This is a genomic window from Pseudomonas sp. TE36184 (genome assembly GCF_054060055.1).
The window spans coordinates 2,827,513-2,852,324 of sequence record NZ_JBSSCU010000001.1; the positions used below are offsets into that span (position 1 = coordinate 2,827,513).

The window sequence follows — 24,812 nt, forward strand, 5'->3', positions numbered from 1 at the left end:
GCGCCATGCCCCTGACGTCGCCGCTCACCAAGCCCCTGGCCCCTTCGTGGGCCAATCGCTTCAAAGAACAAAGCCTGGAGCGCGGGCGGCGCTATGCCTTGGAGAACCGGGTACGCATCGTCGAGTCGGGCGACAGCACCATCATCGCCAGTTGCGAAGGCTCGGGCAGCAACGTCTACCGGCAGACCATCTCGTTGCGCGAATCGGCCAAGGGCACGCTGATCCTGGTGGACAGCCGCTGCACCTGCCCGGTACACACCAACTGCAAACACATCGCCGCGGTGCTGCTCAAGGTCCAGGAAACCCTGGCCTACCCGGCGGCGGCCCAGGACGCCGAACTGCTGGAAAAACTCCAGGCCGTGCTGGACAACCGCGTGGTGCTGCCGCAGGTGGTGATGGACGACGTGCTGCCCGTGCCGCGCCTGTGGCTGGCCAGTGTCGAGTTCAGCGCGTTCGAGCCGCGCAACGGCAAGATGCAGCGCTATATCCAGCACCGTGCGGCGCTGTCGTTCAACTATCTGGGCAACTACGTCAGCGGGCAAAAGAACGCCGACATCATCGTCCGCCAGGAAACCCAGAGCCTGCGGATCAAGCGGCACCCCGAGCTGGAACAGCGCTATCGCGAACAACTGCGCCTGCTCGGTTTCAAGATCGCCACGCGCCAGAGCAAAGCGTTGCCGGAAAGTGCCGGCGAACTGTTCGAGATGATCAATGACAGCGCCTGGCTGAACTTCACCCTCAACGCATCGCCGACACTGCGGGCCGAAGGTTGGGAGTTGCAGATCGACGACGACTTCGGCTTCGACCTGAGCCCGGTGGACGACTGGTATGCCACCGTCGACGAAGGGCCGGAGCGCGACTGGTTCGACCTGGAACTGGGGATCATCGTCAACGGCGAACGCCTGAGCCTGCTGCCGATCCTGCTCAACCTGATGCGTTCGCACACCGAAATCCTCAACCCGGAAAAACTCGCACGCCGCCGCGATGACGAACTGATCCTGGTCAACATCCCCGGCCTGCCCAACGGTGGCCACGGCCCGCTGCAAGTGGCGCTGCCCTACGGCCGCCTGAAACCCGTCCTGGCCACCCTCGGCGAGTTCTACCTGCAGGAACCCGGCACCACCACGCTGCGCCTGGCCAAGGCCGACGCGATCCGCCTCAACCCGCTGGAAGACCTGCCGCTGCAATGGGAAGGCGGCGAGAAGATCCGCACCTTCGCCCAGCGCCTGCGCGACATCAAGGATTTCACCTGCGTCGCGCCCGAAGGCTTGAACGCGACCTTGCGCCCCTATCAGCTGGAGGGCTTGAGCTGGATGCAGTCACTGCGCCAGCTGGAAGTGGGCGGCATTCTTGCGGACGACATGGGCCTGGGCAAAACCTTACAGACCTTGGCGCATATTCTCAGCGAGAAGATCGCCGGGCGCCTGGACCGCCCGTGCATGGTGGTGATGCCCACCAGCCTGATCCCCAACTGGCTCGACGAGGCCGCGCACTTCACGCCGCAACTCAAGGTCCTGGCGCTGTATGGCGCCACCCGCAAAAAGCACTTCGCAAACCTGCAGGACTACGACCTGCTGCTGACCACGTATGCGTTGCTGCCCAAAGACATCGAGCAACTCGCCGCCCTGCCCTTGCATGTGCTGATCCTCGACGAAGCGCAGTACATCAAGAACCCTTCGAGCAAGGCGGCCCAGGCGGCGCGTGAGCTGAACGCACGGCAGCGCCTGTGCCTGAGCGGCACCCCGCTGGAAAACCACCTGGGCGAGCTGTGGTCGCTGTTCCACTTCCTGTTGCCGGGCTGGTTGGGCGACGTGAAAAGCTTCAACCGCGACTACCGCGTGCCGATTGAAAAACGCGCCAGCGATGTGCGATTGCAGCACCTGAACGGTCGGATCAAACCGTTCCTGCTGCGTCGCACCAAGGAACAGGTGGCGACGGAATTACCGCCGAAAACCGAGATCATCCACTGGGTCGAGCTCAATGAGGCCCAGCGCGATGTGTACGAAACCATGCGCCTGGCCATGGACAAAAAAGTCCGCGATGAGATCACCCGCAAAGGCGTGGCGCGCAGCCAGATCATCATTCTTGAAGCGCTGCTCAAGCTGCGCCAGGTGTGCTGCGATTTGCGCCTGGTCAACGATGCCACCCTGCCAACGCGCGGCAGCAGCTCGGGCAAGCTCGACAGCTTGATGGAAATGCTCGAAGAGCTGTTTGCCGAAGGGCGCCGGATTCTGTTGTTCTCCCAGTTCACCTCGATGCTGAGCCTGATTGAACTCGAGCTGAAAAAACGCGGCGTCGCCTATGCGCTGCTGACCGGCCAGACCCGCGATCGGCGCACGCCGGTGAAAGACTTCCAGAGCGGCAAGCTGCAGATCTTTCTGATCAGCCTGAAGGCAGGTGGCGTAGGACTCAACCTGACCGAAGCCGACACCGTGATCCACTATGACCCGTGGTGGAACCCGGCCACGGAAAACCAGGCCACCGACCGTGCGTATCGCATCGGCCAGGAGAAACCGGTATTCGTCTACAAGATGATTGCACGGGGCACGGTGGAGGAGAAAATCCAGCACCTGCAGAAGGAAAAGTCCGACCTTGCAGCGGGCGTGCTGGACGGGCGGACCACCGGGGATTGGCAGTTGGGCAACGAAGAGATCGAGGCGCTGTTTGCGCCGCTGCCCAACAAACAAGAAAAACGCTGACGGTTAGATCGCCCTCGCGGGCCAGCGCATCGCCACATTCAACCGCACTTCGACAGAATGTACACAATCAAGTGTAGGAGCGGGCTTGCCCGCGATAGGCGCGCCGCCGTTTCAATCGATCAACTGCGCATCCCGCAACGCGCCGAGCGCCACCAGCCAACGCGGGTCTTGCTTATACTCCGTCGACGCAACCGCCTGCCCACGCATCCGTGCGATCCGCGCCGATGGCGTGACCTTCATCCGCTGGGCCGCGCTCAGCGCCAGTTCGGCAGCCGCCCGATCGTTGCACACCAGGCCCATGTCGCACCCCGCCGTCAGTGCGGCTTCAATTCGGCTGGCCGCATCCCCAACCACGTGGGCACCAGCCATGGACAGGTCGTCGCTGAAAATCACCCCGTCAAATTGCAATTCGCCGCGCAGGATGTCCTGCAACCAGCGGCGCGAGAAACCGGCCGGCTGGGCGTCGACTTGCGGGTAAATGACGTGGGCTGGCATCACCGCCGCCAATTGCCGGCTCAGGCGTGCGAAAGGTACCAGGTCATTGGCGCGAATCTGTTCCAGGCTGCGTTCGTCATTGGGAATCGCAACGTGGGAATCGGCTTCAGCCCACCCGTGCCCCGGGAAGTGCTTGCCGGTGGCGGCCATGCCGGCGCTGTTCATGCCGCGGATAAACGCCCCGGCAAGCACCGCAGCACCGCGGCGCGCTCGGGGTTGCCCTCGAAGGAACGGCTGCCGACCACGGCGCTGCGCTGGTAGTCCAGGTCCAGCACGGGGGCGAAACTCAGGTCCAGGCCGACGGCCAGGACTTCAGTGGCCATGATCCAGCCACACTGTTCGGCGAGGTATTCGGCGTTAGGGTGATCCGCCAGCGCGCGCATGGCCGGCAGGCGCACAAAACCCTGGCGCAGGCGCTGCACGCGACCGCCCTCCTGGTCGACCGCCAGCAGCAGGTCCGGGCGCACGGCACGAATCGCCGCGCTCAATTCCCGCACCTGGCGCGGATGCTCGATATTGCGCGCAAAAATGATCAGGCCGCCCACCTCAGGCTGGCGCAACAGGTGGCGATCCTCGGCCGTCAGCCAGGTACCGGCAACGTCGACCATCAAAGAACCTTGCAGGGCAGCAGTCATAAACCTTCCTTAAATAACGCACACAACCCATTGCCCTCGCGGCGCGGCGGGCGCGGCAAGAACAATGGGTTGCGAGTAAATAGCTGAATTCGGCATGGGCGGCTAGCTTAGCGGATGCTGGCGGCCGCGCACACCCGGGGCGGTCAAACCTTCGCGGGGATTGGCGTCGATTTGCTGCGCGGACGCAATTGCGCGGCAGCCATGGTCTGGTCGGTCACGCCGGTTTCGGCGCGCATGCCGGCAGCGAGGAACGGCACCATCAGGCGCATCACCTGCTCGATGGAGGTGTTGACGCCAAAGTCGGTCTCGGCAATCGCCCGCAAGGCCTTGATCCCGGACATGCTGAATGCCGCAGCGCCGAGCATGAAGTGTACGCGCCAGAACAATTCGATCGGCGGGATGCGCGGGGCGGCTTCGTTGACCAGCAACATATAGCGGCGGAACACCTTGCCGTACATGTCTTCCAGGTAGCGGCGCAGGTGGCCCTGGCTCTGGCTGAACGCCAGGCCCAACAGGCGCATGAAGATCGACAGGTCGTTGCCGCTGCGTGGCTGCACCACCAGCGCTTGCTCAACGAGGATTTCCAGCAGTTCTTCCAGGCTTGGCTTATGGTCGGCCTTGGCCTGGCGGCGTTCGAGCTCACGGTCGAGACTGGCGCAGAACGGCCCCAGGAAACGCGAGAACACCGCCTGGATCAGGGCTTTTTTCGAGCCGAAATGGTAGTTCACGGCGGCGAGGTTGACCCCGGCCTTGCTGGTGATCAGCCGCAATGAGGTTTCAGCAAATCCTTTTTCCGCGAACAATTGCTCGGCAGCATCGAGAATGCGTTCAACGGTTTCCGACTGGGCCATGGCTACTCCGCCTGACAAACACTTGTTTGAAACATACGTTTCAGCTTGTGTCTTGTCAAGCCTGTGGGTTCGCTTTCCGGCCAGGCAGTCATCTATTTGAACGCTATTTAATCACATCCTTTCAACTCTGTAGGCAGCGCTGTCTTTGCGTTGTAGGAGGGCTGACGAATGACCGTCCAGCGGACGCGCAAAAAAGGATGATTGCCAAGCGCAGTCCACTGTATATAATCCCAGTCACTGTATAAAAAGACAGAGCGATCAACATGCTAAAACTGACGCCACGCCAAGCTGAGATTCTGGCTTTTATCAAGCGCTGCCTCGACGACAACGGCTACCCGCCGACGCGCGCGGAAATTGCGCTGGAACTGGGGTTCAAATCCCCCAACGCCGCCGAAGAACACCTCAAGGCCCTCGCTCGCAAAGGCGCGATCGAGATGACCCCGGGCGCTTCGCGGGGCATTCGCATCCCCGGTTTCGAAGCCAAGGCCGACGAATCGACCCTGCCGATCATCGGCCGCGTCGCTGCCGGCGCGCCGATCCTGGCGCAACAGCACGTCGAGGAATCCTGCAACATCAACCCGACCTTCTTCCATCCTCGCGCCGACTACCTGTTGCGGGTGCATGGCATGAGCATGAAGGACGTGGGCATTTTCGACGGTGACCTGCTGGCTGTCCACACCACTCGTGAAGCCCGTAACGGCCAGATCGTCGTCGCCCGCATCGGCGATGAAGTCACCGTCAAACGCTTCAAGCGCGAAGGCAGCAAGGTCTGGCTCCTGGCCGAGAACCCTGAGTTCGCCCCGATCGAAGTCAACCTGAAAGACCAGGACCTGGTGATCGAAGGCCTGAGCGTCGGCGTCATTCGCCGCTAAAGGAGGCATCATGCAGCTCGTGCACACCCCACAACACACACAACTGTCGCTGTTCGAGGCCTTCATGGCCCAACCCCTTGCGCCCATCCTCAAGGAAACGGTCGAGGCGCCCTGGTGCGCCGAGCCTGAGGCGTTCAGTGAACTGTCGTTGCGCGGTGCGGCCGGGAGCTGCCTGAGCCTGCTGGCGCCGATCCTGCGCGAACTAAGCGAGGAACAGGATGCACGCTGGTTGACGCTGATCGCCCCACCCGCCAGCCTGACCCAGGCTTGGCTGCGGGACGCCGGTCTCAACCGCGAACGCATCCTGTTGCTGCAACCACGCGGCGCGCAAAGTGCCCAGCAGTTGACCTGCGAAGCCCTGCGCCTGGGCCGCAGCCATACAGTGGTGAGCTGGTTGAACCCGCTGAATGCCAACGCCAAGCAACAGTTGATCAGCGCCGCACGTACCGGCGATGCGCAGAGCTTGAATATTCGTTTGGGGTAATTCGAGGTGCCGCAGGCTAACCCTGTGGCAAGGGAGCTTGCTCCCATTGGACGGTGCAGCAATCGCATGTTCAGGGCCGCTTAGCGCCCCAGCGGGAGCAAGCTCCCACGCCACACTCAGTGCAGAACCCGTGGACCGTCTTCTTTCTCCGGTTCGCCTTCTGCCAGGCGGCCTGCCATCTGTACGCCAACGCTCAACATGGCTTTTGCCACTTCCACGTGCTGGCCTTGCAGGAACGCCTTGGCGTCTTCGGAAAAGTCCAAGATAACCAGAGAACCCTCGTCCTCAGCCCGGCGCAGCTCGATTCGGCCGTCAGGCAATTCAACAATTTCCAGAAAGGACGTTGGCATAAAAGTCTGTTCTCCACGAAAGGCCGGGATTATATCAGTCATCTGCCGGGCCTCGCAGTGGATCTGGCGAGGTTTCTTTACGGCTGGATGAATGGTGCTTAGTGAAAGCAAGCCCACTGCCACAATTTTGATTGGCACCCATCTGCGCAGGTGCCTTGGCTGTCAGCTCGCAATGATCACCGGCTCAACGAGCGTGTCTCAGCACTCGTTCAAACCTTCGCGAAACCGCAGCGCCATGTTTTTCAGCTCCTGGCGCCAACCTTCGAGCTCTTCGCGGCTCAACGGCTTCGGTTCATCCTCTTCCAGCGACAGCGCCACGATCAACGGCTGTGTCACATCGCCCTTGGGCACATGGGGAACACGTGGCGGCTGGAACATATCGGCATGCGCTTTGAGCAGGCGTGCCACCCAACTGTCGGGGCTTTGCGCCATTTCCACCAATTCGGCGAGTTCAGGGATCGCCATGGCGTCCAGCACTTCGCGATTCATGATCATTTCCGCACGCGGCGAACCGGCCTGGGGCAAACGGTAGAACCCGGCGATTTCATGACACAGCCCCAGCAAGGCGCCGTACAGGTGGAACAGGGCCGCCTCACGCCCCGCCTGGACCAGCGCGATGGCGTTCATCTCCTTCCCTTCCTCGGCACGGCCAAGGGCTTCCAGGGATAAACCCGCGAAGTAAATTTTCTGGTTGGTACGGGTATAGAGTTCGTTGGCCATGACGGCAATCTCCACAACGAATAGGCGTAATGCTGGTATGTAAGAGCGAGCTTGCTCGCGAAAAACCTGGGGGCGCCGTGGGGCATCAGGTTTTTCGTGTAATCGTTAGCGACCTTCGCGAGCAAGCTCGCTCCTACAGCAAGCAAAAGCCGTCTATGCAGACGGCTTTTAGCGTTATCAGATTAACCGATCAAGCGCCCTGGCGCTTGTCCTCGACCTTCCACTTGCCACCGTCGTAGAACGCCTTCCAACCGGTCGGCTTACCGTCCACTTCGGACTGCACGTACTGTTCCTTGGTCTTGCGGCTGTAGCGGATCACGGCCGGGCGACCGTCCGGGTCCTTCTTCGGCGCTTCGCACAGGAAGTGGTACTTCGGATCGATCTCATCCTTGTGCGGCACGATCTCGAGCACCAGCGGCGCACGGGTCTCGCGGTTTTTCGGGAACTGGCTGGCAGCCAGGAACAGCCCCGAAGCGCCATCACGCAGGATATAGGTGTCGTTGACCTTCTCGCACTTGAGTTCGGGCATCTTCACCGGGTCCATCTTCGGCGGCGCCGCGTCACCGCTTTTCAGCAGTTTGCGGGTGTTCTTGCACGTCGGGTTGGTGCAACCGAAGAACTTGCCGAAACGGCCGGTCTTGAGTTGCATCTCGCTGCCGCACTTGTCGCATTCCAGGCTCGGGCCTTCGTAGCCCTTGATGCGGTAGCTGCCCTCTTCGATCTCGTAGCCGTCGCAATCCGGGTTGTTACCGCAGATGTGCAACTTGTGCTTCTCGTCCAACAGGTAGGCATCCATCGCCGTGCTGCAGATCGGGCAACGGTGCTTGCCACGCAGCACCAGCGATTCGGATTCACCCTCGTCGTCGGCGGCGATTTCATCGCCCGGCACCAGGTTGACGGTGGCCTTGCAGCGCTCTTTCGGCGGCAGGCTGTAGCCCGAGCAACCGAGGAACACGCCAGTGGACGCGGTACGAATCTGCATCGGCCGGCCGCAGGTCAGGCACGGGATGTCGGTCATCACCGGCTGGTTGGCACGCATGCCGCTGTCCGGGCTTTCGGCCACTTCGAGTTTTTTCTTGAAGTCGCCGTAGAACTCGTCGAGCACGCTCTTCCAGTCGCGCTCGCCCTGGGCCACGTCATCGAGGTTCTCTTCCATGCCGGCGGTGAAGCCGTAGTCCATCAGGTTGGAGAAACTCTCGGACAGACGCTCGGTGACGATGTCGCCCATTTTTTCCGAATAGAAACGCCGGTTGTGCAGCGCCACGTAGCCACGGTCCTGGATCGTGGAGATGATCGCCGCATAGGTCGAAGGACGACCGATACCGCGTTTCTCCATTTCTTTCACCAGGCTGGCTTCCGAATAACGCGCCGGCGGCTTGGTGAAGTGCTGGGACGGGTCGAGCTTGATCAGCTTCAACGTGTCGCCCTGGGCCATGTCCGGCAGTACGTCGTCGTCGCCTGGCTTGGCGATTTGCGGCATCACGCGGGTGTAGCCGTCGAACTTGAGGATACGGCCCTTGGCACGCAGCTCGAAGTCGCCTGCGCCCACGCTGACGGTGGTGGACAGGTATTGCGCCGGCAGCATCTGGCAGGCCAGGAACTGGCGCCAGATCAGCTCATAGAGGCGCTCAGCGTCACGTTCCATGCCGCTCAGCTTGCTCGGCTCGGTGTTGGCGTCCGAAGGACGAATCGCTTCGTGAGCCTCCTGGGCGCCTTCTTTGCTGCTGTAGACGTTCGGCTTCTCCGGCAGGTACTTCTTGCCGAACTCGCTTTCAATATACGTGCGCGCCATCGCCACTGCGTCTTGCGACAGGTTGGTGGAGTCGGTACGCATATAGGTGATGTAGCCGGCTTCGTACAGACGCTGGGCCATCATCATGGTTTTCTTCACGCCGAAGCCCAGGCGGTTACTCGCGGCCTGTTGCAGGGTGGACGTGATGAACGGCGCCGACGGCTTGCTGCTGGTCGGTTTGTCTTCGCGCTTGACGATGCTGTAGCTGGAAGACTTGAGCTTCTCCAGCGCGGCCATGGCCTGGGCTTCGTTCAGCGGCTTGAAGGCCTCGCCTTTTTCACGGGCCACTTCAAAGCGCACGTTGGCGCCCCTGGCGGTGCCGAGGTCGGCGTGGACTTCCCAGTATTCTTCAGGGTTGAACGCACGAATCTCGCGCTCACGCTCCACCACCAGCTTGACCGCGACCGATTGCACACGGCCAGCGGACAGGCCACGGGCAATCTTGGCCCACAGCAGTGGCGAGACCATGTAACCCACGACACGGTCGAGGAAACGACGGGCCTGCTGGGCGTTGACGCGGTCGATATCCAGTTCGCCCGGCTTGGAGAAGGCTTCCTGGATGGCTTTCTTGGTGATTTCGTTGAACACCACACGCTTGTAGCGGCTGTCATCACCGCCGATGGCTTCCCGCAGGTGCCAGGCAATGGCTTCCCCTTCGCGGTCCAAGTCCGTTGCGAGATAGATGGTGTCGGCATCTTTGGCGAGCCGGCGCAGCTCTTCGATGACCTTTTCCTTGCCCGGAAGGATTTCGTACTTGGCCTTCCAGCCATGTTCCGGGTCCACACCCATGCGCGAGACCAGTTGCTTGCGCGCTTTCTCTTTAGGCGTGAGCACCGGACCTTCGCCCGCAGCCGCCTTGCCGCGCTTGGCGGCAGGCTCCTTGCTGGCGCTAGCCGAACCGCTGGTGGGCAGGTCTCGGATATGGCCGATACTCGACTTCACCACGTACTCGTTGCCCAAGTACTTGTTGATGGTCTTGGCCTTAGCCGGGGATTCCACAATGACCAGCGATTTGCCCATGGATCGGAAAATTCCTGAATTCGAGAAGTGAAAGGCAGTTGGCGCCTGACGCGGCAACGCTATATATAGTGGCAACCGGGTGAGGTCAAGCGCAGCATTCTGCGCAGCCTGCCGTTATTGCCCTGAAAAAAGACTGGGTTCGGCCTGCACCAAAGCAAAGCGTGGGACCTGTTCGCCGTCAACTTCGACGGACTCGAGGAACATGCTCAACGGGCGCACCCAAAAGCCGTAATCGCCATACAGTGCTTGGTAGAACACCACTTCTTCTTCGGTCTCGGAGTGCCGCGCCACATTAAAAACGCGGTACTGCGGACCTTTATAATGTTGGTAGAGCCCTGGTTCGACTTTCATGCTCTGGCCACCTTACAAAATTTGTTAAAAAAAAATAATAAAACTACCGAAAAACAAAAACCGGGGCACTGGGCCCCGGCTTCCGTCAACCCAACGCTTAAAGGCGTTCGAAGACGGTGGAAATGCCTTGGCCGAGACCAATGCACATGGTTGCAACCCCGAGGTTGCCGCCATTTTGCTTCATCACATTGAGCAAAGTGCCGGAGATTCGCGCGCCGGAGCAACCGAACGGGTGGCCCAGGGCGATCGCGCCGCCGTGCAGGTTAACCTTCTCGTTCATCTTGTCGAGTACTTTCAAATCTTTCAGCACCGGCAGGGCCTGTGCGGCGAAGGCTTCGTTGAGCTCGAAGAAGTCGATATCGGCGACGGTCAGGCCCGCGCGCTTCAAGGCTTTTTGTGTCGCCGGTACCGGACCATAGCCCATGATCGCCGGGTCCACACCCGCTACGGCCATCGAACGAATCACCGCCATCGGCTGGATACCCAGGTCCTTGGCACGCTGCGCCGACATCACGATCATGCACGAGGCACCGTCGGTGATTTGCGACGAAGTGCCGGCTGTCACGGTGCCGCCCTTTGGATTGAACGCCGGTTTCAAGGCGGCCAGGCTTTCCAGGGTGGTATCCGGACGAATGGTTTCGTCGTAGTCGAACAGTTTCAGGAAACCGTTCTCGTCGTAGCCGTTCATCGGGATGATTTCATCCTTGAACTTGCCTTCCACGGTCGCCTTGTGGGCGAGCTGGTGGGAACGCAGGCCGAACGCATCCTGGGCTTCGCGGGTAATGCCGTGCATCTTGCCGAGCATTTCCGCGGTGAGGCCCATCATGCCCGAGGCTTTTGCCGCGTGCAGCGACATGTGCGGGTTGGGATCGACACCGTGCATCATGCTGACGTGGCCCATGTGCTCCACGCCACCGACCACGAATACATCACCGTTGCCGGTCATGATCGCCTGGGCAGCCGTGTGCAATGCGCTCATCGACGAACCACACAGGCGGCTGACCGTCTGGGCGGCCGCGGTGTGCGGGATCTGGGTCAGCAAGGAGGCCATGCGGGCGATGTTCCAGCCCTGTTCCAGGGTCTGGTTGACACAGCCCCAGATCACGTCTTCGACTTCGTTCGGGTCGACCTTGACGTTACGCTCCAGCAATTTGCTGATCAGGTGCGCCGACATGTCTTCGGCGCGGGTGTTGCGGTGCATGCCGCCCTTGGAGCGGCCCATCGGCGTGCGACCGAAGTCGACAATCACGACGTCTCTTGGATTCAAGCTCATAAATATTCTCGCTCAAGTGTATGGGACGCTTAACCGAAGAAGCTCTGGCCGTTCTTGGCCATCTCACGCAGCTTCGCGGTCGGGTGGTACAGCGGGCCCAAATCAGCGTATTGATCAGCCAGGGCAACGAACTCGGCCACACCGATCGAGTCGATGTAACGCAGTGCACCGCCACGGAATGGAGGGAAACCAATACCGTACACCAGGCCCATGTCGGCTTCGGCGGCGGTTTCGACGATGCCGTCTTCCAGGCAACGCACGGTTTCCAGGCACAGGGCGATCATCATCCAGTTGATGATGTCCTCGTCGGACACCTCACGCTGTTCATAGATGACCGGCGCGAGCACTTCGTGGACCGACGGATCGGCAACCTTCTTCTGCTTGCCCTTCTTGTCGGTCTCGTAGGCGTAGAAGCCCTTGCCGTTCTTCTGGCCCAGGCGCTTGGCCTCGTAGAGCGCGTCGATCGCCGAGCAGCGGTCGTCTTTCATGCGGTCCGGGAAGCCTTCAGCCATCACGTCGCGACCGTGGTGGCCGGTGTCGATGCCGACCACGTCCATCAGGTACGCCGGGCCCATCGGCCAGCCGAATTTTTCCATCACCTTGTCGATACGCACAAAGTCCACACCGGCGCTGACCAGCTTGGCGAAACCGCCGAAGTACGGGAACAGCACGCGGTTGACCAAAAAGCCCGGGCAGTCGTTGACCACGATCGGGTTCTTGCCCATTTTCTTGGCGTAAGCAACGGTAGTGGCGACGGCCAGCTCGCTGGACTTCTCACCACGGATCACTTCCACCAGCGGCATCATGTGCACCGGGTTGAAGAAGTGCATGCCGACGAAGTTTTCCGGACGCTTGAGGGCCTTGGCCAGCAGCGTGATGGAAATGGTCGAGGTGTTGGACGCCAGGATGGTGTCGTCTTTGACCTGGGCTTCCACTTCCGCCAGTACCGCTTGCTTGACCTTCGGGTTTTCGACAACCGCTTCGACCACCAGGTCGACGTGGCCGAAATCGCCGTAGGACAGCGTAGGACGAATGCCGTTGAGCACTTCAGCCATTTTCGCCGCGGTCATGCGACCTTTATCAACCCGACCCACCAGCAGCTTGGCCGCTTCCGCCAGGCCTTGCTCGATGCCGTGTTCGTTGATGTCTTTCATCAGGATCGGCGTGCCTTTGGACGCCGACTGATAGGCGATACCGCCGCCCATGATACCGGCACCGAGTACGGCGGCCTGTTTCACATCCTTGGCGACTTCATCGTAGGCCTTGGCCTTTTTCTTCAGTTCCTGATCGTTCAGGAACAGACCGATCAGGCTCTGGGCAGCGGAGGTCTTGGCCAGTTTGACGAAACCTGCCGCTTCCACTTCCAGGGCTTTGTCGCGACCGAAGTTCGCGGCTTTCTGGATGGTCTTGATCGCTTCAACCGGCGCCGGGTAGTTCGGGCCGGCCTGGCCAGCCACGAAACCTTTGGCGGTTTCGAACGCCATCATTTGTTCGATGGCGTTGAGCTTGAGTTTTTCCAGCTTCGGCTGACGCTTGGCCTTGTAATCAAATTCGCCGCTGATGGCGCCCTTGATCAGGTTCAGCGCGGCTTCGGCCAGTTTGTCCGGGGCAACCACGGCATCGACGGCACCGACTTTCAGCGCGTCTTCAGCTTTGTTTTCCTTGCCGGCGGCGATCCACTCGATGGCGTTGTCGGCCCCGATGATGCGCGGCAGGCGCACAGTGCCGCCGAAACCTGGGTAGATGCCCAGCTTGACTTCCGGCAGGCCGATTTTCGCAGTGGCCGACATGACGCGGAAATCCGCGGCCAGGCACATTTCCAGGCCGCCGCCCAGCGCGATGCCGTTGATCGCGGCAACGGTCGGCACGTTGAGGTCTTCGAAATCGCTGAAAATCTTGTTGGCTTCGAGGTTGCCAGCCACCAGCTCGGCATCGGGCAGCTTGAAGCTCTCGACGAATTCGGTGATGTCGGCGCCGACGATAAACACGTCCTTGCCGCTGGAGACGATCACGCCCTTGACCGAAGCATCTGCTTTGATGGCGTCTACGGCCTGACGCAGTTCGTTCAGGGTTAGACGGTTGAACTTGTTGACGGACTCACCCTTGAGGTCGAATTTCAGTTCGACGATGCCACTTTCAAGAGCCTTAACCGTGATGGCTTTACCTTCGTAAATCATCAACTGATCTCCACGATATGGAAGCTGAACAGTACACATCGGACGCTGGCCTCTGGTTGGACATTGATGATTTCGTCAATGCTCACCCCAATGCGCCAGGCACACCCGCCAATGCGATAGTCGGGATTCTGTATGAGACGTCTGACAGACAAACGCTCAATTCATACGCCCGTTTGATTTGGGTACGCCACCTTCATCCAATTCCGGGCAATTGTCAATCGCTCGAAAGCGCTAGGAAAAACGCGACTTTCCAGTCATTTCAGAACCCCAACCCTTGGCCCACGCTTCGCCAATATTCAACTATTCACCAAATCAATAATGAACACAGCGTAGGAAAAGACTGTACAGATCCGGATATCCGGCTAGGCTTGCGGCAGCCATTACAGAATAGTCAAAACGCCTGGGTGAATACCCGGCGTGAAACACACAGCTTTACCGGCCTGCCTGGCCAACCCCGCCCGATGATGATGTCGGGCTTTTTATTGCCCGACGTTCAGGCCAGGGCCTTGAGCAACGTATCAATGGCCTGCAGGTCGCTCACCTCACCCTTCTCGCCCCAGCACAACGCGATCATTTGCCGGTCTGCCTCGACTTTGTAGACGTTGGCCGGCAGCGTCGCAAAATGCGCCAGCAATTGCTCGTCCACGCAGGCTTCCTGCCACTGGTTGACCCACACGCCAGGCTCCAGCTGCCAATAACTCCATAGTGCAGGGACCTTGCCGCGCCGTGGCCGGTGGTATTGCGCGCACGGGCTCGGCGGCTCCTGCTTGAGCCAGTGCGGCCACGCCTGGGGCGCCAGTTGCATCGCCAGGCCCATGCGGCGCGCCTCCATGCGCAGGGCCATGCGCCCACTCTGATGGCGCGACGGGCGCAGCCATGCCAGGGGGCTCAAAACCACCGCAAGGATTGACACCACTATCCAGACCGTCATATGTGTACTCCCGATTTTTTAGATAAGCGGATTTGACCTGACGCAACCCCATCCGCTTGAAAGCAGCCATACTGAACTTATTGCAGTCCCCTGGAGGAACGCCCCATGTCATACGAACATATTCTGGTCGCCGTAGACCTGACCGAAGAGTGCGATCCAGTGATCAAACGCGCCGTGGATCTGGCTGGCACCACTGCCAAGCTGTCCCTGGTGCATATCGTCGAACCGATGGCCATGGCCTTTGGCGGCGACGTGCCGATGGACCTGTCACAACTGCAACAGCAGCAATTCGATCAAGCCAAGGAACGCCTTGAGCGCCTGACCACCAAGTACCCGAACCTGAAAAAAGGTCAGAGCCACCTGACCTATGGTCAGCCACGCCAGGAAATCCATCACCTGGCCAAGGAACAGGGCTGCGACCTGATCGTGGTCGGCAGCCATGGCCGTCACGGCCTGGCCTTGCTGCTGGGCTCCACAGCCAATGACGTCCTGCACGGCGCACCGTGCGATGTGCTGGCGGTGAAGCTGAAAAAGAACGCGTAAGACCGATCGAGACCCAAATATGGGAGGGAGCTTGCTCCCTCCCATATGTTGGACTGCAGCTCATATAAAAAACCCGGTGCTCATTGAAATGAACACCGGGTTTTTTAATGCACTGGAATCAATCAGGCGTCCAACTCGGCCCAACGTTCAACCAGCACTTCCAGCTCCTGGTTCAAGGTTTCCAGGGACGCGATGACCTCGGCGGTTTCCGCCGCCGGACGCAGGTAGAAACCCGCGTCAGCCATTTGCGCTTCGACCGCAGCGATCTGCTGCTCCTTGGCGTCGATTTCACCCGGCAGGGCTTCCAGCTCACGCTGCAGCTTGTAGCTGAGTTTCTTCTTCGCGGCAGGCGCGGCTTCCGGCGCCGGTGCAGCGGCGGCCACGGGGGCGACGACGGCAGAGGTCAAGTCGGCCTTGCCGGACTTGCTCTCGGTCACGCCCAGCAGGCGCGGCGAGCCGCCCTGGCGCAGCCAGTCCTGGTAACCACCGACGTACTCGCGCACCTTGCCTTCACCTTCGAAGACCAGGGTGCTGGTGACCACGTTGTCGAGGAATGCCCGGTCGTGGCTGACCATCAGCACAGTGCCGTTGAAGGTCAGCAGGACCTCTTCCAGCAGCTCGAGGGTTTCCACGTCGAGGTCGTTGGTCGGTTCGTCGAGGACCAGCAGGTTGGCCGGCTTGCTGAACAGCTTGGCCAGCAGCAAGCGCGCACGCTCACCACCGGACAAGGCCTTGACCGGCGTGCGCGCGCGCTGCGGGCTGAACAGGAAGTCGCCCAGGTAGCTCAGCACATGGCGGCTCTGGCCGTCGATATCGATAAAGTCGCGGCCTTCGGCGACGTTGTCGATCACGGTTTTTTCCAGGTCCAACTGGTGACGCAATTGGTCGAAGTAGGCCACGTCGATGCGCGTGCCCTCTTCCACTTTACCGCTGGTCGGTTGCAGGCCGTTGAGCATCAGCTTGAGCAACGTGGTCTTGCCGGTGCCGTTGGCGCCGAGCAGGCCGATACGGTCGCCGCGCTGCAGGACCATGGAGAAGTCCTTGATCAGGAACGGACCGTCCGGGTGATGGAAGCTGACGTTCTCCAGCACCATCACCTGCTTGCCCGACTTGTCGGCGGTTTCCAGCATGATATTGGCCTTGCCGGTGCGCTCGCGACGCTCACTGCGTTCAACGCGCAGGGCCTTGAGTGCGCGTACACGGCCTTCGTTACGGGTGCGGCGCGCCTTGATGCCCTGGCGGATCCACACTTCTTCCTGGGCCAGGCGCTTGTCGAACAAGGCGTTGGCGGTTTCTTCGGCGGCCAGGGTGGCTTCTTTGTGGACCAGGAAGCTGGCGTAGTCGCCGTTCCAGTCGATCAGGCCACCACGGTCCAGCTCGAGGATACGGGTCGCCAGGTTCTGCAGGAAGGACCGGTCGTGCGTGATGAACAGCACGGCGCCCTGGAAATCCTTGAGGGCTTCTTCGAGCCAGGCGATCGCGCCGATGTCCAGGTGGTTGGTCGGTTCGTCGAGCAGCAGCAGGTCCGGCTCGGACACCAGGGCCTGGGCCAGCAGGACGCGGCGACGCCAGCCGCCGGACAATTCGGCGAGGGTCTTGTCGGCCGGCAGTTGCAGGCGGCTCAGGGTGCTGTCCACCAGTTGCTGCAGGCGCCAGCCGTCACGGGCTTCGAGGTCTTGCTGGACGTGCATCAGCTTGTCCAGGTCTTCTTCGGTAACGCAGTTCTGCGCCAGGTGATGGTATTGCGCAAGCAACTCACCGACGCCGTCCAGGCCTTCGGCGACCACGTCGAACACTGTCCGTCCGTCGGCCACCGGCAGTTCCTGCGGCAATTCGCCAATCTTGAGGCCCGGGGCGCGCCATACAGAGCCGTCATCGGGCTTCTGGTCGCCTTTTACCAGCTTCATCATGCTGGACTTGCCGGTGCCGTTGCGGCCGATGATGCACACCCGCTCACCACGGGCGATCTGCCAGGACACCTTGTCCAACAACGGCATAGCGCCGAAAGCAAGGGACACATCGCTGAATTTGAGCAGGGTCATACGCTTCTCCAAAAACTGGGCGCGCATTCTACCTGAGTTGAGGGTGGGATGCGGCCGGCATTTTCGCTACGGGTGGGTTCTGTAAGACAATTCCGGCGAACTTGAACGAACAGGTCGGCAAAGCTTTCACCGGCCGCTGGCAAAAGGCTAAGCTAGAGGCAATGAGTGTCGGCGGTGCCGGCGCTAGTCGTGATTTCTCTGCACGGACGTCTCATGCGCAGTCGCCTTTTCAACTTTTTATCTTGTCTGCTTCTTACCGCCACTGCCGCTCAATCCGCCCTGGCCGTGGACATAACCACCCAACGTCAATATTACGATGAAGCCAAACGCGCCCTGGCCAAGGGCGACACCGGGCCCTACATGCAATACAGCCAGGCCTTGGCCGACTACCCGCTGACGCCGTACCTGGCCTACGACGAGCTGACCGCACGCCTGAAGACCGCGAGCAACGAGGAAATCGAACAGTTCCTCGCCAAAAACGGCGACCTGCCCCAGGCCAACTGGATGAAACTGCGTTGGTTGCGCTGGCTGGCCGAGCGTGGCGACTGGCAGACCTTTGAAAAGTACTACGACCCCAAGCTCAATTTCGTCGAGCTCGATTGCCTGCATGGCCAGTTCCAGCTCACGCACAATCTGAAGGCCGAAGGCTACAAAACCACCGAAAAACTCTGGCTGACCGGTAAATCGCAACCGTCCGCCTGTGATGCCACGTTCGCGCAGTGGGCCGCAGATGGCCAACTCACCGAACAGAAAATCTGGGACCGCGCCAAGCTCGCCGCCGAAGCCCGCAACTACGCGCTGGCCAACAGCCTGGTGAAAAGCCTGCCGACCCTCGGCGCTCAAGGCCGCCTGATGGTGGACGTGGCGCAAAAGCCGGAGATGCTCAACGACCCATCGCGCTTCCTGCCGGCCACCGAGGCCATGTCTGACGCCGTGGGCCTGGGCCTGCGCCGCCTGGCGCGCCAGGACCCGGACAAGGCCATGGCCATGCTCGACGGCTATGCCAGCAGCATGCACTTCTCCCGTGACGAAAAAGTGGCGATTGCCCGTGAGATCGGCCTGACCCTGGCCAAGCGCTTTGATCCACGCGCTCTTGAGGTGATGACCAAGTACGACCCGGAACTGCGCGACAACACCGTGTCCGAATGGCGCCTGCGCCTGCTGTTGCGCCTGGCCCGCTGGGAAGACGCCTACCAACTCACGCGCAAACTCCCGCAGGACTTGGCCACCACCAACCGCTGGCGCTACTGGCAGGCCCGCAGCCTGGAGCTGGCCGAGCCGAAAAACCCGCAAGCCCTGGTGCTGTACAAGAACCTGTCGCGGGAGCGCGATTTCTACGGTTTCCTCGCCGCCGACCGCTCCAAAGCGCCGTACCAACTGATGAACAAGCCGCTGTTGATGAGCCAGGCGCTGATCAACAAAGTGCGCAACACCCCCGGCGTGCGCCGCGCCCTGGAGTTCTATGCGCGGGGCCAGGTGGTCGATGGCCGCCGCGAGTGGTACCACGTCAGCCGTCACTTCAATCGCGACGAAATGGTCGCCCAGGCCAGGCTGGCCTACGACATGAAGTGGTACTTCCCGGCGATCCGTACCATCAGCCAGGCGCAGTACTGGGATGACCTCGACATCCGCTTCCCAATGGCCCACCGCGACACCCTGGTGCGCGAAGCCAAGGTGCGCGGCCTGCATTCGAGCTGGGTGTTCGCCATCACCCGCCAGGAAAGCGCGTTCATGGACGACGCCCGCTCCGGCGTCGGCGCCAGCGGCCTGATGCAACTGATGCCCGGCACCGCCAAAGACACCGCGCGCAAGTTCAGCATCCCGCTGGCCTCCCCGGCCCAGGTGCTCGATCCGGATAAAAACATCCAGCTCGGCGCCGCTTACCTGAGCCAGGTACACAGCCAGTTCAACGGCAACCGCGTCCTCGCTTCCGCCGCCTACAACGCCGGCCCGGGCCGCGTGCGCCAGTGGCTGCGCGGCGCCGATCACCTGAGTTTCGACGTGTGGGTGGAAAGCATCCCGTTCGACGAAACCCGCCAGTACGTGCAGAACGTGCTGTCTTATTCGGTGATCTACGGGCAGAAGCTCAATTCGCCACAGCCGTTGGTGGACTGGCATGAGCGGTATTTCGACGATCAATAAAGCGTGACGCACACACAAAAATGCCCGCATCGAAGGATGCGGGCATTTTTATGCGCAGTGATTTCAGTGCGCAGCCTGTTCCTCCACGCCATCACTGAACTGCAACGCCGCCAACCGCGCATACAGCGGGTTGCTCGCGATCAACTGCTGATGCGTGCCGATCGCCACCAGCTTGCCCTGGTCCATCACTGCGATCCGGTCCGCATGCTTCACCGTCGCCAGCCGATGCGCGATGACCAGCGTGGTGCGGCCCTGCATCAGTTGTGGCAGCGCCTGCTGGATCAGGTGTTCGCTCTGGGCGTCGAGGGCGCTGGTGGCTTCGTCCAGCAGCAGGATCGGCGCATCTACCAGCAACGCGCGGGCGATCGCCAGGCGTTGCCGTTGGCCGCCGGAGAGGCCCATGCCGCCGTCGCCGAGGTGGGTCTGGTAGCCATCGGGCATTTGCAGGATGAAGTCGTGAGCATGGGCAATGCGCGCGGCGGCTTCGACCTGCTCGCGAGTGGCGCTCGGGTTGCCGTAGCGGATGTTGTCTTCGACACTGCCAAAGAACAGCGCCGGGCTCTGGGACACCAGGGCAAAGTGGCGGCGCAGGTCCTGGGGGTCGAGTTCGGTCAGCGGCTGGCCTTCGAGCAGGATGCGGCCGTGCTGGGGATCATAGAAGCGCAGCAACAGGTCGAAAATCGTCGACTTGCCCGCGCCCGACGGCCCTACCAGCGCGAGGGTTTCGCCGGGGTTGATGGTCAGGTTCAAACCGTCGATGGCGTAAGTGTCCGGCCGCGACGGGTAGGAAAAGCGCAGGTCTTGCAGCTCCATGCGGCCGCTGACGCGTGGCGGTAATTGCACGCCGCCGGCGACGGGCGCCTGGATCTCGCTGTGCGACTGCAGCAACTCGCCGATCCGCTCTGCCGCCCCCGCGGCGCGCTGCAACTCGCCGAGCACTTCGCTCAAGGTGCCGACGGCGCTGCCGACGATCAGGCTGTAGAACACGAACGCGGCCAGTTCACCACCGGAAATGCGCCCGCTGATCACATCCATGCCGCCGACCCACAGCATCACCCCGACGGCGCCGAGCACCAGCATGATCACCAGGGTAATCAGCCAGGCACGCTGGGCGATGCGCTTACGTGCGGTGCTGAAAGCGTCCTCGACGGTCACGGCAAAGCGTTGTTCGTCCTGCGCCTGGTGGTTATAGGCCTGCACGGTCTTGATCTGGCCGAGCGTCTCGGACACGTAGCTGCCGACGTCGGCGATACGGTCCTGGCTCAAGCGCGACAGGCTGCGCACGCGGCGGCCGAAAATCAGGATCGGCGCCAACACCAGCGGCAGCGCCACCACCACGATGCTGGTGAGCTTGGGGTTGGTGACAAACAGCAGCACGATGCCGCCGATGACCATCAACGCATTGCGCAGGAACAGCGACAGCGAGGAGCCGATCACCGATTGCAACAATGTGGTGTCGGTGGTCAACCGCGACTGGATTTCCGAGCTGCGGTTGTTTTCATAGAAGCCAGGATGCAGGTAGATCAGGTGGTTGAACACCTGCCGACGAATGTCGGCCACCACCCGCTCGCCGATCCACGACACCAGGTAAAACCGCGCAAACGTGCCGACGGCCAGGCCCAGTACCAGGATCATGAACAGGCCGATGGATTGGTTGAGCAGGTGCGGCGACTGGGTCATGAAGCCCTGGTCCACCAACAGGCGAATGCCCTGGCCCATGGACAAGGTGATGCCGGCGGTGACGATCAGCGCCACCAGCGCGCCAAGCGCCTGCCAGCGATAGGGCGCAATGAAGCGGCTGGCCAGGCGAATTGCACGGCGTTGTCGGACAGAGAACATGGGGGGCATCACCTGATGAGGGGAGATCGGAACCTACAGACAACATTGGGGGAACTTGGGTAAATAACAATGAGTCGGGTTAATTATGCCCGCCCACTCTGCCCCCTAGAGGTTATCGGTCTAACACCCGGCTGGAAATTTGTAACGGTTTCTGGTGGACTGAGTATTCGAAGCGATGATCTTGCAAGGAGTTGTAACAGCTCGGTCACGCGGGGGGGTTAAAGTTGGTACACAACCTGATGAGGAGACAGGCCATGACCTTGCAAAACAGCAGCGATGCCAAGATTGAAGTAATCCGCCAACCGCAATACCTGCCTTGCTCCGTCATCGACGCCCAAGGCCGCGAAGTGCAGATTACCGAAGACATGATCCAGCAAGCGTGCCGCGAGCTGGAACAGCGACTGGTCAAGCCTGCCCAGCAAGGCTGAAGCGCCCACGCTCTTTCAGAACCGGCCTTGATGGCCGGTTTTTTTGTGACCTCGTTCCTACAGCAGCTCAGCGCCCAATGCCTCGACGATGCCAGACAACAGCGCCGATTGCCCATGGATACGCACCTTCAAGCCATCGATCTCACGGCGCTCCGGATAGTGCTTGCGCAGCAGATCGAACGCCTTGCGTTGCTCGTCCACCGTTCCCACGAGGCTGCGACGGAAATCCGCATCGTCGCGACGCGGGTCGTACACGCTGCGGCATAACGTCGCCAGCGCCCAGGCCGGGTCGGTAGACGCATTCAAGTGGACCTCGGCCAGCCACGGCGGCGGCAGCAAATCACTCAGTTCAATCGCCGGCGCCTGGCCCAGATGCGCGCAGAACGCCTGGTAGATCTGCGCCGTGCCGCGCTGCTTGCCGTCCAGGCTGTAACCGGCGATGTGCGGGGTGGCCAGCACGCAGAGGTCGGCCAGGTCGACATCCACTTCGGGCTCGCCTTCCCACACATCCAGCACCGCTTGCAGGTCTTCACGCGAAAGCAGCACGTCACGCAGGGCGGCGTTGTCCACCACCGGGCCACGGCTGGCGTTGATCAGCCAGGCACCGGGCTTGAGGCGGTTGAGGCGCTCGCGGTCGAACAAGTGCCAGGTGGAGCCGTTGCCGGACTTGGTCAACGGCGTGTGCAGGCTGATCACGTCGCATTGCTCGATGATCTGCTCCAGGCTGACGTAGTCACCGTCTTCGGCGATCTGCCGCGGCGGGTCGCAGACCAGCACGTTCCAGCCCAGGCCCTTGAGCACCTTGACCAAACGCCCGCCCACTTCACCGGCGCCGACGACACCGTAAGTCCGCTGGTTGAGGTCGGCGCCCTCGATCTCGGCCAGGGTCTGCAAGCTGCCCAGCACGTAGTCCACCACGCCACGGGCATTGCAGCCGGGCGCGCTGGACCATTGAATGCCGGCACGCTGGAAATAGTCGAGGTCCAAATGATCGGTGCCGATGGTGCAGGTGCCGACAAAGCGCACCTTGGAACCTTCGAGCAAGGCTCGGTTGACGTTGGTCACCGAGCGCACCAGCAGCACATCGGCCTGCTCGACGGTGGCGCGGTCAATGGAACGGCCGGGCACCCGGCGTATTTCGCCAAATCCTTGGAAGAAAGCATCGAGCAGCGGAATATTTTCGTCGGCAACAATCAGCATGGCAGGCTCCTTTGGCGGAACAGCAGTGTACAGGGATGCGATCGGTGTTCCACCGCAGATCGAAGGTGGACGCTGCGGCGCCTGGAAGATCGCTTACAAATCGCTAACACAGGTTTTTTCCTGACCGCTGCGTCAACGCGTAGAATCCGCCGTCCTGCGCTCTTCTTTGGACATCTGCACGTGAACACCGCCACCGCCACCCTCACCCGTCCCGCCCGCATCAGCCGGGAAGTGCGCGGCCTGCTGACACTCGCCGTGCCGATCATGATCGGCCAACTGGCAACCACCGCGATGAGCTTTGTCGATGCGGTGATGGCCGGGCGCGTCAGCCCGCAGGACCTGGCGGCGGTGGGCCTGGGCAATTCGATCTGGATTCCGGTGTACCTGCTGATGACCGGCACCTTGCTGGCCACCACGCCGAAAGTCGCCCAGCGCTATGGCGCCGGTCACTACAGCGAGATCGGGCCACTGGTGCGCCAATCCCTGTGGTTGGCGGTGGTGGTCGGCATCACCGCGTCACTGCTGCTGCTCAGCGCCGAACCGATCCTGCACGCGATGAAGGTTGAACCCGACCTGATCAAACCCTCCATGGGCTACCTGCACGGCATCGCCGCAGGCATGCCGGCCGTTGCCCTGTATTACGTGTTGCGTTGTTTCAGCGACGGCCTGGGCCGCACACGCCCGAGCATGGTCATGGGCCTGTGCGGGTTGGCGCTGAATATCCCGCTGAACTACATCTTCATCTATGGCCATTTCGGCGTGCCGGCCATGGGCGGCGTGGGCTGCGGCTGGGCCACGGGCATTGCGATGTGGGTGATGATGCTCGGCCTGGCGGGCTGGACGCGCTGGGGGCCGGCGTACCAGAGCAGCGAACTGTTCAAGCGTTTCGATTGGCCGCAATGGGCGGTGATCAAGCGCGTATTGGGCATCGGCCTGCCGATCGGCATCGCGATCTTTGCCGAATCGAGCATCTTCGCGGTGATCGCCCTGCTGATCGGCAGCCTGGGCGCCACGGTGGTCTCCGGCCATCAGATCGCCCTGAACGTCAGCTCCCTGGTGTTCATGATCCCTTACTCCCTGAGCACGGCCGTCACCGTGCGCGTCGGCCAGGCCCTCGGCCGTGGCCTGCCGCGTGAAGCGCGCTTCGCTGCCGGGGTCGGCATGGGCACGGCGCTGGCGTATGCCTGCCTGTCCTGCAGCCTGATGCTGGTGTTTCGCGAGCAGATCGCGGCGATCTACACCCCGGACCCGGTGGTGATCCACCTGGCGTCGACGCTGATCGTGTTTTCCGCGCTGTTCCAGTTTTCCGACTCGATCCAGGTCACCGCCGCCGGTGCGTTGCGCGGCTATCAGGACACCCGGGTGACCATGGTGCTGACCCTGTTTGCCTACTGGGGCGTGGGCTTGCCGGTGGGTTACGCCCTGGGGCTGACCGACTGGCTGGGCGCTGCGAGCGGCCCCAGCGGTTTGTGGCAGGGGCTGATCGTGGGCCTGAGCTGCGCGGCGGGGATGTTGCTGGTGCGCCTGGCGCGCAGCGCACGCCGACGCATTCGCCGGGACAAGGTGCGGGGTTAAGCAGCACACACCTGCGCTTGCTCGCGAAGGTCGCCAGCGATAACGCAGCTTGCCTGGTTTGACGTGGCGCTCTCGGGGTTTTCGCGAGCAAGCTCGCTCCTACAGGAATCGGGGGCTTAGTCGAGCTTCTTGCGGATCCAGTACAGGTACGTACCGGCCTGTTCCTGCTGAGCCACCAGTTCGTGGTCAAGGAACACGCAGAACTTGGGAATGTCGCGGCGGGTCGACGGGTCGGTCGCGATCACCTTGAGCAAGCCGCCAGGCGGCAGGTCACGGATGTGCTGGTGCAGCATCATCACCGGCTCCGGGCAGTTCAGCCCGGTGGCGTCGAGGGTGCCGTCGACGGCAGTGTCGGTCATATCGCTCATTGATTACTCCTACGGCAGGCGCTCA

General features: G+C 61.6%; 19 protein-coding genes and 1 pseudogene. 7 read left to right on the plus strand and 13 right to left on the minus strand.

Annotated features, from left to right (window positions below):
• Positions 1-5 precede the first annotated feature (5 nt).
• Positions 6-2,699, plus strand: a complete 2,694-nt coding sequence (locus ACVWZP_RS12555; protein ID WP_288075675.1) for a DEAD/DEAH box helicase — start codon at positions 6-8, stop codon at positions 2,697-2,699.
• A gap of 111 nt (positions 2,700-2,810) precedes the next feature.
• Here the strand turns inward: ACVWZP_RS12555 and nagZ are convergent.
• Positions 2,811-3,829 (minus strand): annotated as a pseudogene (gene nagZ, locus ACVWZP_RS12560) (beta-N-acetylhexosaminidase).
• 143 nt (positions 3,830-3,972) lie between these two features.
• Positions 3,973-4,680 carry a TetR/AcrR family transcriptional regulator gene (locus tag ACVWZP_RS12565; RefSeq protein WP_046384321.1) on the minus strand — a complete coding sequence of 236 codons (708 nt, stop codon included), beginning with the start codon at positions 4,678-4,680 and terminating at the stop codon, positions 3,973-3,975.
• A gap of 263 nt (positions 4,681-4,943) precedes the next feature.
• Between ACVWZP_RS12565 and lexA the strand changes: the two genes are divergently transcribed.
• Positions 4,944-5,552 (plus strand): transcriptional repressor LexA, encoded by a 609-nt coding sequence (lexA, locus tag ACVWZP_RS12570; RefSeq protein ID WP_003172575.1) that lies wholly within the window; start codon positions 4,944-4,946, stop codon positions 5,550-5,552.
• A 10-nt stretch (positions 5,553-5,562) separates the two neighbouring features.
• Positions 5,563-6,036 carry an SOS-induced cell division inhibitor SulA gene (gene sulA / locus ACVWZP_RS12575; protein ID WP_017848777.1) on the plus strand — a complete coding sequence of 158 codons (474 nt, stop codon included), beginning with the start codon at positions 5,563-5,565 and terminating at the stop codon, positions 6,034-6,036.
• A gap of 116 nt (positions 6,037-6,152) precedes the next feature.
• Here the strand turns inward: sulA and ACVWZP_RS12580 are convergent, their stop codons facing one another.
• The 7 genes from ACVWZP_RS12580 to ACVWZP_RS12610 all read right to left on the minus strand — a co-directional run bounded on the left by ACVWZP_RS12580 (position 6,153) and on the right by ACVWZP_RS12610 (position 14,650).
• On the minus strand, positions 6,153-6,386 hold the full coding sequence (locus tag ACVWZP_RS12580; RefSeq protein WP_017254451.1) for a hypothetical protein: 234 nt from the start codon (positions 6,384-6,386) through the stop codon (positions 6,153-6,155).
• A gap of 198 nt (positions 6,387-6,584) precedes the next feature.
• Positions 6,585-7,106, minus strand: a complete 522-nt coding sequence (locus tag ACVWZP_RS12585; RefSeq protein ID WP_017848776.1) for a DUF6586 family protein — start codon at positions 7,104-7,106, stop codon at positions 6,585-6,587.
• 190 nt (positions 7,107-7,296) lie between these two features.
• Positions 7,297-9,918: a type I DNA topoisomerase gene (topA, locus tag ACVWZP_RS12590; RefSeq protein WP_457369824.1), complete on the minus strand. Its 2,622-nt coding sequence runs from the start codon at positions 9,916-9,918 to the stop codon at positions 7,297-7,299.
• Between the two features lie 114 nt (positions 9,919-10,032).
• Complete coding sequence (locus tag ACVWZP_RS12595) at positions 10,033-10,269, minus strand: DUF1653 domain-containing protein (RefSeq protein WP_010563748.1); 237 nt, start codon at positions 10,267-10,269, stop codon at positions 10,033-10,035.
• Between the two features lie 97 nt (positions 10,270-10,366).
• Positions 10,367-11,542 carry an acetyl-CoA C-acyltransferase FadA gene (gene fadA, locus ACVWZP_RS12600; RefSeq protein WP_026140242.1) on the minus strand — a complete coding sequence of 392 codons (1,176 nt, stop codon included), beginning with the start codon at positions 11,540-11,542 and terminating at the stop codon, positions 10,367-10,369.
• A gap of 29 nt (positions 11,543-11,571) precedes the next feature.
• Positions 11,572-13,719, minus strand: a complete 2,148-nt coding sequence (gene fadB / locus ACVWZP_RS12605) for a fatty acid oxidation complex subunit alpha FadB (protein ID WP_457369825.1) — start codon at positions 13,717-13,719, stop codon at positions 11,572-11,574.
• A 493-nt stretch (positions 13,720-14,212) separates the two neighbouring features.
• Entirely contained in the window at positions 14,213-14,650 is a 438-nt protein-coding gene (locus ACVWZP_RS12610) for a hypothetical protein (RefSeq protein WP_017848772.1), read from the minus strand.
• A gap of 105 nt (positions 14,651-14,755) precedes the next feature.
• Between ACVWZP_RS12610 and ACVWZP_RS12615 the strand changes: the two genes are divergently transcribed.
• Entirely contained in the window at positions 14,756-15,193 is a 438-nt protein-coding gene (locus tag ACVWZP_RS12615; protein ID WP_201021990.1) for a universal stress protein, read from the plus strand.
• Between the two features lie 122 nt (positions 15,194-15,315).
• On the opposite strand, the gene ACVWZP_RS12620 is transcribed toward ACVWZP_RS12615, so the two are convergent.
• Positions 15,316-17,235, minus strand: a complete 1,920-nt coding sequence (locus tag ACVWZP_RS12620) for an ATP-binding cassette domain-containing protein (protein WP_017848770.1) — start codon at positions 17,233-17,235, stop codon at positions 15,316-15,318.
• Between the two features lie 213 nt (positions 17,236-17,448).
• On the opposite strand from ACVWZP_RS12620, the gene ACVWZP_RS12625 reads away from it, so the two are divergent.
• Positions 17,449-19,377: a transglycosylase SLT domain-containing protein gene (locus ACVWZP_RS12625; protein ID WP_017848769.1), complete on the plus strand. Its 1,929-nt coding sequence runs from the start codon at positions 17,449-17,451 to the stop codon at positions 19,375-19,377.
• Positions 19,378-19,440: 63 nt separating this feature from the next.
• Here the strand turns inward: ACVWZP_RS12625 and ACVWZP_RS12630 are convergent, their stop codons facing one another.
• Positions 19,441-21,225 carry an ABC transporter ATP-binding protein/permease gene (locus tag ACVWZP_RS12630; protein WP_432782345.1) on the minus strand — a complete coding sequence of 595 codons (1,785 nt, stop codon included), beginning with the start codon at positions 21,223-21,225 and terminating at the stop codon, positions 19,441-19,443.
• A gap of 245 nt (positions 21,226-21,470) precedes the next feature.
• Between ACVWZP_RS12630 and ACVWZP_RS12635 the strand changes: the two genes are divergently transcribed.
• Entirely contained in the window at positions 21,471-21,644 is a 174-nt protein-coding gene (locus tag ACVWZP_RS12635; RefSeq protein WP_017848767.1) for a PA1571 family protein, read from the plus strand.
• Positions 21,645-21,701: 57 nt separating this feature from the next.
• Here ACVWZP_RS12635 and pdxB read toward each other — a convergent pair whose 3' ends face one another.
• The gene (pdxB, locus tag ACVWZP_RS12640; protein ID WP_017848766.1) at positions 21,702-22,844 is read right to left on the minus strand and encodes a 4-phosphoerythronate dehydrogenase PdxB; all 1,143 of its coding nucleotides are present in this window, start codon (positions 22,842-22,844) and stop codon (positions 21,702-21,704) included.
• A gap of 180 nt (positions 22,845-23,024) precedes the next feature.
• Here pdxB and ACVWZP_RS12645 point away from each other — a divergent pair, with 180 nt between their 5' ends.
• A complete protein-coding gene (locus ACVWZP_RS12645) occupies positions 23,025-24,419 on the plus strand; it encodes an MATE family efflux transporter (RefSeq protein WP_046384327.1) in 1,395 nt (464 codons plus the stop codon).
• A 116-nt stretch (positions 24,420-24,535) separates the two neighbouring features.
• Here ACVWZP_RS12645 and tusA read toward each other — a convergent pair whose 3' ends face one another.
• Complete coding sequence (gene tusA, locus ACVWZP_RS12650) at positions 24,536-24,787, minus strand: sulfurtransferase TusA (protein WP_017848764.1); 252 nt, start codon at positions 24,785-24,787, stop codon at positions 24,536-24,538.
• Between the last annotated feature and the right edge of the window lie 25 nt (positions 24,788-24,812).